The 9,403-nt window shown below is 71.6% G+C and carries 11 protein-coding genes and 3 tRNA genes; 11 read left to right on the top strand and 3 right to left on the bottom strand.

What is annotated here, in order from left to right; genetic code table 11:
• A partial coding sequence (locus LJ221_RS07315) for a hydrolase (RefSeq protein WP_241714765.1) occupies positions 1–1,019 on the bottom strand: 1,019 nt, incomplete at its 3' end.
• Positions 1,020–1,207: 188 nt separating this feature from the next.
• Here LJ221_RS07315 and LJ221_RS07310 point away from each other — a divergent pair.
• The 6 genes from LJ221_RS07310 (at position 1,208) to LJ221_RS07285 (ending at position 3,827) form a co-directional block, all read left to right on the top strand.
• Positions 1,208–1,280: transfer RNA gene (locus tag LJ221_RS07310), tRNA-Thr, on the top strand.
• 47 nt (positions 1,281–1,327) lie between these two features.
• Positions 1,328–1,403, top strand: a tRNA-Met gene (locus LJ221_RS07305).
• A gap of 85 nt (positions 1,404–1,488) precedes the next feature.
• Positions 1,489–1,653 (top strand): 50S ribosomal protein L33, encoded by a 165-nt coding sequence (gene rpmG / locus LJ221_RS07300; protein ID WP_003948671.1) that lies wholly within the window; start codon positions 1,489–1,491, stop codon positions 1,651–1,653.
• A 143-nt stretch (positions 1,654–1,796) separates the two neighbouring features.
• Positions 1,797–2,255 (top strand): MaoC family dehydratase N-terminal domain-containing protein, encoded by a 459-nt coding sequence (locus LJ221_RS07295; protein WP_241714764.1) that lies wholly within the window; start codon positions 1,797–1,799, stop codon positions 2,253–2,255.
• Positions 2,256–2,260: 5 nt separating this feature from the next.
• Positions 2,261–2,695, top strand: a complete 435-nt coding sequence (locus tag LJ221_RS07290) for a MaoC family dehydratase (protein ID WP_241714763.1) — start codon at positions 2,261–2,263, stop codon at positions 2,693–2,695.
• 76 nt (positions 2,696–2,771) lie between these two features.
• Positions 2,772–3,827, top strand: a complete 1,056-nt coding sequence (locus tag LJ221_RS07285) for a UDP-N-acetylmuramate dehydrogenase (RefSeq protein WP_241714762.1) — start codon at positions 2,772–2,774, stop codon at positions 3,825–3,827.
• Positions 3,828–3,870: 43 nt separating this feature from the next.
• Here the strand turns inward: LJ221_RS07285 and LJ221_RS07280 are convergent, their stop codons facing one another.
• Positions 3,871–4,923 (bottom strand): adenosine deaminase, encoded by a 1,053-nt coding sequence (locus LJ221_RS07280; protein WP_241714761.1) that lies wholly within the window; start codon positions 4,921–4,923, stop codon positions 3,871–3,873.
• Between the two features lie 48 nt (positions 4,924–4,971).
• Positions 4,972–6,210 (bottom strand): pyridoxal phosphate-dependent aminotransferase, encoded by a 1,239-nt coding sequence (locus tag LJ221_RS07275; protein ID WP_241714760.1) that lies wholly within the window; start codon positions 6,208–6,210, stop codon positions 4,972–4,974.
• 252 nt (positions 6,211–6,462) lie between these two features.
• Here LJ221_RS07275 and LJ221_RS07270 point away from each other — a divergent pair.
• The 5 genes from LJ221_RS07270 (at position 6,463) to rplA (ending at position 9,319) form a co-directional block, all read left to right on the top strand.
• A tRNA-Trp gene (locus LJ221_RS07270) sits at positions 6,463–6,535 on the top strand.
• A 114-nt stretch (positions 6,536–6,649) separates the two neighbouring features.
• Positions 6,650–6,931 (top strand): preprotein translocase subunit SecE, encoded by a 282-nt coding sequence (gene secE, locus LJ221_RS07265; protein WP_241714759.1) that lies wholly within the window; start codon positions 6,650–6,652, stop codon positions 6,929–6,931.
• Positions 6,932–7,005: 74 nt separating this feature from the next.
• Positions 7,006–7,830, top strand: coding sequence for a transcription termination/antitermination protein NusG (gene nusG, locus LJ221_RS07260; RefSeq protein WP_241714758.1), 825 nt, complete (start codon positions 7,006–7,008; stop codon positions 7,828–7,830).
• Positions 7,831–8,004: 174 nt separating this feature from the next.
• Positions 8,005–8,439, top strand: coding sequence for a 50S ribosomal protein L11 (gene rplK / locus LJ221_RS07255; protein ID WP_093660552.1), 435 nt, complete (start codon positions 8,005–8,007; stop codon positions 8,437–8,439).
• A gap of 160 nt (positions 8,440–8,599) precedes the next feature.
• Positions 8,600–9,319, top strand: coding sequence for a 50S ribosomal protein L1 (rplA, locus tag LJ221_RS07250; RefSeq protein ID WP_241714756.1), 720 nt, complete (start codon positions 8,600–8,602; stop codon positions 9,317–9,319).
• Positions 9,320–9,403: the final 84 nt, after the last annotated feature.

Below are 9,403 nucleotides of genomic sequence, written 5' to 3'. Positions count from 1 at the left end.
CCGCTGCCCGCGGCGACCCGCACCCCCGCCGCCCGCAGCAGCCGCACCGGCGCGGTGCGAGGGCCTTCGGCCGCCCGCGGCGGCAGGCCGCAGCCGCCCTGGGGCAGGCAGACCACCGTGATACCGGCCGCCGCGAGGGACTCGGCGGCGCGGGCCGCGGTCTCCCGCGGCAGCCTGGCCAGGCCGTCGCACGGGCCGATGACCACCCCGGGCCGCAGTCCGCCGGCCACCGAGGCCAGGCGCGACAGCCGGACCGGGTCGGAGCCGTCGGTGTGCAGGTCCACCGCGCAGCCGTACTCGGCCGCCACCTTCAGCACGGTCTCCGCGTAACCGGCCGGGTCGGGGTCGAGGTCCGGGCAGCCGCCGACCGCGGTGGCCCCCATGCCCACCGCCTCGCGCAGCATCGCCAGTCCGTCGGCCCCCGCCGCGCCGGTCAGAAGCCGCGGCACGGCCACGGCGGTGAGGTCGGCCAGCCCGCGCAGGGCGCTCCGGGCCCGCAGCACGGCCCGCAGGGCGCGCAGCCCGGCGATGTCGCCGACGCGCACATGGGTGCGCACCGCGGTCGCGCCGTGGCCGAGCTGGAGCAGGGCGGCCTCGGCGGCGCGCTGCCGGAGGCGCCCGGGGTCGTACGGGTCTCTGGGGCCGTACGGGGAGGCGCCGAGGGCGCCGTGCGCGCCCTCGTCCGCCGTCAGCGCGGTGTCGTAGTGGGCGTGGGGCTCGGCGGGCGCGGGCAGCAGCAGATAGCCGTCGAGGTCGATCCGGGTGACCCACGCAGGCGCGGGGGAGGAGAGGCTGCCCGCGGTCCCGACCGCCTCGATCCGCCCGCCGCCGATCCGCACGTCCACGGCGCGGCCGTCGGCGAGCCGGGCACCGCACAGGACGAGCGCGGTCGGCGCCGGGGCGTCCTCCGAAGCGGTGTCCGGGGGACCGCCCGGTGAGCCCGGGCGGTCGGAGGGGCCCGGATGAGGTGGTGCGTCGCGATCGGGTTGCGCCGGTTCCTGCGGCTGGCTGTCGGGCATGAGGCTCCCGCGTTTCACTCATGATCGCTGGGTGCACCGAAGCCTAGGACCAGGGCGGGCCCGGGGCGTGCCGCCATCACGTGGGGGCCCAATAGTCGTACCGGTGGCCGCTCCGCGCCGCCGTACGGAGGTGTGGCCGGTACGGATTTCACGTTCGGCACCCGGAACGTGTAATGTCTTCATCGCTCGCCCCAATAGCTCAGTCGGCAGAGCGTCTCCATGGTAAGGAGAAGGTCTACGGTTCGATTCCGTATTGGGGCTCTGATGTGTGGGGCTCCCCGTCGAGAGACGGGGGCCGCCCGCATCGCGGCGGTGTAGCTCAGTCGGTAGAGCAAACGGCTCATAATCGTTGTGTCACCGGTTCGAGTCCGGTCACCGCTACCAAACCCAGTAGCCGATTGAGGGGTCGGTCCTCCGATCGGCTACTCTTTCTGCGTTGAACCCGTCCCAGCCGTCAAGGAGCACTCACGTGGCTGCCACCGACGTCCGCCCGAAGATCACGCTGGCCTGCGTGGAGTGCAAGGAGCGGAACTACATCACCAAGAAGAACCGGCGCAACAACCCGGACCGTCTTGAGATGAAGAAGCACTGCCCGCGCTGCAACGCGCACACCGCGCACCGCGAGACGCGATAAGCGCCGCGACCGGCCAGGCCGCCGCGCACAGACACGCAAAGCCGTGAGGCCGCCCCCGTTCGCGGGGGCGGCCTCACGGCTTTGCGTCCGTCCGAGCCGTCCGATTCAGCAACCACCAACAAGCCGTATGGAGGTACCGGGCCATGGCGCTCGACCAGTCCTTCGTGGGGCGGAGCTATCCGCCCACCGCGCCGTACGAGGTCGGCCGGGAGAAGATCCGCGAGTTCGCCGAGGCCATCGGTGACGCCCATCCCGCGTACACCGACCCGGAGGCGGCCGGTGAGCTCGGTCACCCCGACGTGATCGCTCCGCCCACTTTCGTCTTCGCCATCACCTTCAAGGCCGCCGGGGAGGTCGTCGCGGACCCGAAGCTGGGACTGGACTACAGCCGGGTGGTGCACGGCGACCAGAGGTTCGCCTACACCCGGCCGGTGCGTGCCGGAGACCGGCTCACGGTGACCTCCACCATCGAGACGGTCAAGTCCATGGCGGGCAACGACATCCTGGACGTCCGCGGCGAGGTGCACGACGAGACGGGCGAGCACGTCGTTACGGCCTGGACCAAGCTGGTGGCCCGCGCGGCCGACGAGCAGGGGGAGTGAGACGGATGACGGCGAGGATCGCGTACGCGGACGTCGAGGCCGGCGCCGAGCTGCCCGCCCGGAGCTTCCCCGTGACCCGCGACACGCTCGTGCGGTACGCGGGCGCCTCCGGCGACTTCAACCCGATTCACTGGAACGAGCGGTTCGCACGTGAGGTCGGCCTCCCCGACGTCATCGCGCACGGGATGTTCACCATGGCCGAGGCCGCCCGCGTGGTGACCGACTGGACCGGCGACCCCGGTGCGCTCGTGGAGTACGGCGTGCGCTTCACCAGGCCCGTCGTCGTCCCCGACGACGGTTCGGGTGCCGTGATCGAGGTCTCGGGCAAGGTCGCGGCCAAGCTCGACGACGAGGCCCGCACCGTCCGGGTGGACCTGAAGGTCACCAGCGCCGGGCAGAAGGTGCTGGGCATGTCCCGCGCGGTGGTCCGGCTCGCCTGAGCGGGCCGCCGGAGCGCCGGGCCGGCGGACGCGGCCGTACGCGGGCGCGTACGGCCGCTCTCGTACTCTTGGGCGCGTGCAGGAACTCCACGACGCGCCCCTCGCCCCGCTGACCACCTTCCGCCTGGGCGGCCCCGCGGCCCGCCTGGTCACGGCGACCACCGACGAGGAGGTGACCGAGGCGGTACGGGCCGCCGACGCCGACGGCACCCCGCTGCTGCTCGTCGGAGGCGGCAGCAACCTCGTCGTCGACGACGAGGGCTTCGCCGGCACCGCCCTGCGCATCGCCACCACCGGCTTCCGCCTGGAGGGCACCCGTCTGGAGTTGGCCGCGGGCGAGAACTGGTCCGAGGCCGTCGCCCGCACCGTCGAGGCCGGGCTCGCGGGCGTGGAGTGCATGGCCGGCATTCCCGGGTCGGCGGGCGCCACGCCCATCCAGAACGTCGGCGCGTACGGCCAGGAGGTCTCCTCCACGATCACCGAGGTCGTCGCCTACGACCGCCGGTCCGGTGAGACCGTCGTCATCCCCGCCGCCGAGTGCGGCTTCTCCTACCGGCACAGCCGCTTCAAGGCCGACCCCACCCGCTTCGTCGTGCTGCGCGTCCGCTTCGAACTGGAGGACGCGGACGGCCTCTCGGCCCCCCTGCGCTACGCCGAGACCGCCCGCGCGCTGGGCGTGGGGACCGGTGATCGGGTGCCGGTGGAGCGGGCCCGCGAGACCGTTCTGAAGCTCCGCGCGGGCAAGGGCATGGTGCTCGATCCGGAGGACCACGACACCTGGTCGGCCGGCTCCTTCTTCACCAACCCCGTGCTCACCGAGGACGAGCACGCCGCCTTCCTCGCCCGCGTCGCCGAGAGGCTGGGGCCGGAGGCCGCCCCGCCGGCCTATCCGGCCGGAGACGGCCTGGTGAAGACCTCAGCCGCCTGGCTGATCGACAGGGCCGGCTTCGCCAAGGGCTACGGCGACGGCCCGGCCCGTATCTCCACCAAGCACACCCTCGCCCTGACCAACCGGGGCTCGGCCACCACCGCCGACCTCCTCGCCCTGGCCCGGGAGGTCCGCGACGGAGTGCGCGAGGCCTTCGGGGTGACGCTGGTCAACGAACCGGTGACCGTCGGCTGCTCGCTCTGAGGCCGCTCCCGGACCCCTCCCGGACGGGCTCGGGAGAGCGGGCTCAGCGGAGCCCGCGGGACGGGATCCGCTCCGGCTCCTCCACCAGCCACGCGTCGATGTCCGCCAGGATCACCTTCCGGACGTCCTCCGGCGCGCGTGAGCCGCGCACCGACTGGCGGGCCAGCTCCGCCAGCTCCTCGTCCGTGAAGCCGTGGTACCGCCGCGCGATCTCGTACTGCGCGGCCAGCCGGGAGCCGAACAGCAGCGGGTCGTCGGCGCCCAGTGCCAGCGGCACCCCCGCCTCGAACATGGTCCGCAGCGGTACGTCCTCGTGCCGGTCGTACACGCCCAGGGCCACGTTGGAGGCCGGGCAGACCTCGCAGGTGACGCCCTGCGCGGCCAGTCGCGCCAGCAGTCGCGGGTCCTCGGTGGCGCGCACCCCGTGTCCGACGCGGCCCGCGCGCAGGTCGTCCAGGCAGTCGGCGACGGACCCCGGTCCCGACAGTTCGCCGCCGTGCGGGGCCGCCAGCAGGCCGCCCCGGCGCGCGATGGCGAAGGCGCGGTCGAAGTCGCGGGCGAAACCGCGCCGCTCGTCGTTGGACAGGCCGAAGCCGACCACGCCGCGGTCGGCGTAGCGCACGGCCAGCCGGGCCAGGGTGCGGGCGTCCAGCGGGTGCTTCATACGGTTCGCGGCGACCAGCACGCGCATGCCGAGCCCGGTCTCGGCGGAGGCGCCCTCCACCGCGTCCAGGATGATCTCCATCGCCGGGATCAGCCCGCCCAGGCGTGGCGCGTAGGAGGTCGGGTCCACCTGGATCTCCAGCCAGCGGGATCCGTCCCGCACGTCCTCCTCGGCGGCCTCGCGCACCAGCCGCCGGATGTCGTCGGGGGTGCGCAGACAGGAGCGCGCGGCGTCGTACAGCCGCTGGAAGCGGAACCAGCCGCGCTCGTCGGTGGCCCGCAGTTTCGGGGGACGGCCGCTGCTCAGCGCCTCCGGTAGGTGGACGCCGTGTCTGTCGGCGAGCTCCAGCAGTGTGCACGGGCGCATGGACCCGGTGAAGTGCAGGTGGAGGTGGGCCTTCGGGAGCTTGCGGACATCACGAGCGCTTTCCATCCGAGGATTTTGCCGCACTCGCGACACGCCCGCATGTTCAGGGCCGAGTCAGGCCTTGGCCTCGGCCAGCAGTTTCTGGATCCGGGAGACGCCCTCGACCAGGTCCTCGTCGCCCAGCGCGTAGGACAGCCGCAGATAGCCAGGGGTGCCGAACGCCTCACCGGGGACGACCGCGACCTCGGCCTCCTCCAGGATCAGCTCGGCCAGCTCCACGCTCGACCGCGGGCGCCGGCCGCGGATCTCCCGGCCCAGCACGCCCTTGACCGACGGGTAGGCGTAGAAGGCGCCCTCCGGCTCGGGGCAGGTGACGCCGTCGATCTCGTTCAGCATCCGCACGATCGTCCTGCGGCGGCGGTCGAACGCCGCGCGCATGCGCGCCACGGCCTCCAGATCGCCGGAGACGGCGGCCAGCGCGGCGGCCTGGGCGACGTTGGAGACATTGGAGGTGGCGTGCGACTGGAGGTTGGTGGCGGCCTTCACCACGTCCTTCGGGCCGATGATCCACCCGACCCGCCAGCCGGTCATGGCGTACGTCTTGGCCACGCCGTTGACGACCACGCACCGGTCGGCCAGCTCGGGTACGACCACCGGCAGCGAGGAGAACTCCGCATCGCCGTAGACCAGGTGCTCGTAGATCTCGTCGGTGAGCACCCACAGACCGTGCCCGGCGGCCCAGCGACCGATCTCCTCGACCTGGGCGCGGGAGTGGACGGCGCCGGTCGGGTTGGAGGGGGAGACGAACACCAGCACCTTGGTGCGCTCGGTGCGGGCCGCCTCCAGCTGCTCCACCGAGACCCGGTAGCCGGTGGTCTCGTCGGCGACCACGTCCACGGGGACGCCTCCGGCCAGCCGGATCGACTCGGGGTAGGTGGTCCAGTACGGCGCGGGGACGATGACCTCGTCGCCCGGGTCGAGGATGGCGGCGAAGGCCTCGTAGATGGCCTGCTTGCCGCCGTTGGTGACCAGCACCTGGGAGGCCTCGACCGAGTAGCCGGAGTCGCGCAGCGTCTTCGCCGCGATGGCCTCCTTCAGCTCGGGGAGCCCGCCGGCCGGGGTGTAGCGGTGGAAGCGCGGGTTCCGGCAGGCCTCAACCGCGGCCTCGACGATGTAGTCGGGAGTCGGGAAGTCGGGCTCGCCCGCGCCGAAGCCGATCACCGGACGCCCGGCGGCCTTGAGGGCCTTGGCCTTGGCGTCGACGGCGAGCGTGGCGGACTCGGAGATCGAGCCGACGCGGGCCGAGACCCGGCGCTCGGTGGGTGACTGGTTGGAAGGGGTTGCAGCGGTCATGGGGGCATCGTCGCAGACGGGGAGTCGCCCGGGCATGTGGGCCGAAGGGGGCCGGGGGCGGAACGGAGGGGAATCGGAAGGGGAGAGCACCGGTGTACGGGCGGGAGGAACGGGAGGATCGGGGGCGATACGGGTTGCGTGTTCGACGGAGGCGCGCGAAGCACGTACACTCACCGTCGTTGGTCCCGGCCGATCACCGGCGGTCCGCGTAATCCGCGGCGCCGACCGGATGCGGTAGGTTGGGAACGGCGAAGGGTCGTAGCTCAATTGGTAGAGCACCGGTCTCCAAAACCGGCGGTTGGGGGTTCAAGTCCCTCCGGCCCTGCTTCACGCATCTGAACCAGGGGTGCGTGCACGTGTACGTAACTGGACGCACCGCCGTACGGCCGGGCCGGACGCGGCACGGCACGCGGCCAGGACCGGGATCAGGTGAGGACGAGTGGCGGAGATCACGGACTCCATCGAGGTCCCCGAGCCCGGGCGGTCGCAGGACGACAACAAGCCCCGGCGCGGTGGCAAGCGCGCGAAGAAGGGCCCTCTGGCCCGTCTGGCCCTGTTCTACCGGCAGATCGTCGCCGAGCTGCGCAAGGTCGTCTGGCCCACCAAGAAGCAGCTCTCCACCTACACGACCGTGGTGATCATCTTCGTCCTCGTCATCATCGGCCTGGTGACCGTGATTGACTGGGGGTTCACCGAGGTCGTCAAGTACGTCTTCGGCTGACAAGCCCGCGGAGTGCCTCTCCGGGGCACTTTTCCGCATGTTCGACCCCTTGAAGCCAGGAAGAAGCAGCCACCGTGTCTGACCCGAACCTCAACGACGCCGTCGACCCCGTCGAGGGTGACGACACCGCGCCCGACGCCGTCGAGACGGCGGACAAGGCGGCGGCGGACGGCGTCGACCAGGCCGAAGCTGCCGACACCGCCGGGGACGAGCCGGCCGAGACGGCGACCGGTCCCGCCGAGCCCGTTGACGGAACCGGGGCCGAGGCCGCGCAGGAGCCGGTCGACCCGGTCGCCGCCCTCCGCGACGAACTGCGTCATCTCCCCGGCGAGTGGTATGTCATCCACACCTACGCGGGCTACGAGAAGCGCGTGAAGGCCAACCTGGAGCAGCGCGCCGTCTCGCTGAACGTCGAGGACTTCATCTATCAGGCCGAGGTCCCCGAGGAAGAGATCGTCCAGATCAAGAACGGTGAGCGCAAGAACGTCCGCCAGAACAAGCTTCCCGGCTACGTGCTGGTGCGCATGGACCTGACGAACGAGTCCTGGGGCGTCGTGCGCAACACCCCGGGCGTCACCGGCTTCGTGGGCAACGCCTACGACCCGTACCCGCTGACCCTGGACGAGGTTGTCAAGATGCTCGCCCCCGAGGCGGAGGAGCGCGCCGCGGCGGAGGCCGCCGCCGAGGCCGGGCTGCCGGCGCCGAGCCGCAAGGTCGAGGTCCAGGTGCTGGACTTCGAGGTCGGGGACTCGGTCACCGTCACCGACGGCCCGTTCGCGACGCTCCAGGCGACGATCAACGAGATCAACCCGGACTCGAAGAAGGTCAAGGGCCTCGTCGAGATCTTCGGCCGCGAGACCCCGGTCGAGCTGAGCTTCGACCAGATCCAGAAGAACTGACGCGGTTCTTCCGGTCACCGATTTCCGGCCAGGTCGGGCAGCCCTGAGGGGTCGCCCGGCCTGGCCGGTTTCCGACCGCACCGCGATACGGGCTATCGTGGTGCGGTATGCCTCCGTACGGGTGGATCAGCCCGTCGGGGGATTCGACACCTCTCACCAGGACCCGGAGAGAACATGCCTCCCAAGAAGAAGAAGGTCACGGGGCTGATCAAGCTCCAGATCCAGGCCGGCGCCGCGAACCCGGCCCCGCCGGTCGGCCCCGCGCTGGGTCAGCACGGCGTGAACATCATGGAGTTCTGCAAGGCCTACAACGCCGCGACCGAGTCGCAGCGCGGCTGGGTCATCCCGGTGGAGATCACGGTCTACGAGGACCGCTCCTTCACCTTCATCACCAAGACCCCGCCGGCCGCGAAGATGATCCTCAAGGCCGCGGGCGTGGAGAAGGGCTCCGGCGAGCCCCACACCAAGAAGGTCGCCAAGATCACGCGTGAACAGGTGCGCGAGATCGCCACGACCAAGATGCCCGACCTCAACGCCAACGACCTGGACGCCGCCGAGAAGATCATCGCCGGCACCGCCCGGTCGATGGGCGTCACCGTCGAGGGCTGAGCGGCTCCGCTCGCGGTACCCGCCGGGTACCCGCCGGGCTTCCCGTTCCCTTGGGACGGTCGAGCCGGACGGGCGCGCCGGGCACAGACAGATGGAAGTGGCAGGGTCAGGCGCTGGCCCCCTGGACCACGACTCCGTACACCAGAAAACTGGAGCAGAAGTGAAGCGCAGCAAGGCTCTCCGCAACGCGGACGCCAAGATCGACCGGACGCGGCTCTACGCCCCGCTGGAGGCCGTCCGTCTCGCCAAGGAGACCTCCCCGACCAAGTTCGACGCGACCGTCGAGATCGCCATGCGCCTGGGCGTCGACCCGCGCAAGGCCGACCAGATGGTGCGCGGCACCGTGAACCTCCCGCACGGCACCGGCAAGACCGCCCGGGTCCTGGTCTTCGCGACCGGTGAGCGTGCCGCGGCCGCGGAGGCCGCCGGCGCCGACATCGTCGGCTCCGACGAACTGATCGACGAGGTCTCCAAGGGCCGCCTGGACTTCGACGCCGTCGTCGCCACCCCGGACCTGATGGGCAAGGTCGGCCGCCTCGGCCGTGTGCTCGGTCCGCGTGGTCTGATGCCGAACCCGAAGACCGGCACCGTCACCCCGGACGTGGCCAAGGCCGTCACCGAGATCAAGGGCGGCAAGATCGAGTTCCGCGTCGACAAGCACGCCAACCTCCACTTCATCGTCGGCAAGGTCTCGTTCGACGAGAAGCAGCTGGTGGAGAACTACGCGGCGGCGCTGGAAGAGGTCCTGCGGCTGAAGCCGTCCGCGGCCAAGGGCCGGTACATCAAGAAGGCCGTCATCAGCACCACGATGGGCCCCGGCGTCCACATCGACCCCAACCGCACCCGGAACCTCCTCGCCGAGGAAGACGTCGCCGCCTGATCCGGCGTGCGATCCCCGCGAGGGCGGTCCAGCACCGCGGCCGGGCCCCGGTACGGCACGGCCCCTCCCGGGCGGCTTCACATC

The sequence above is a fragment of the Streptomyces sp. CNQ085 genome (genome assembly GCF_022614595.1).
GTDB lineage: Bacteria > Actinomycetota > Actinomycetes > Streptomycetales > Streptomycetaceae > Streptomyces.
This window is presented reverse-complemented; position numbering and strand designations above follow the sequence as displayed.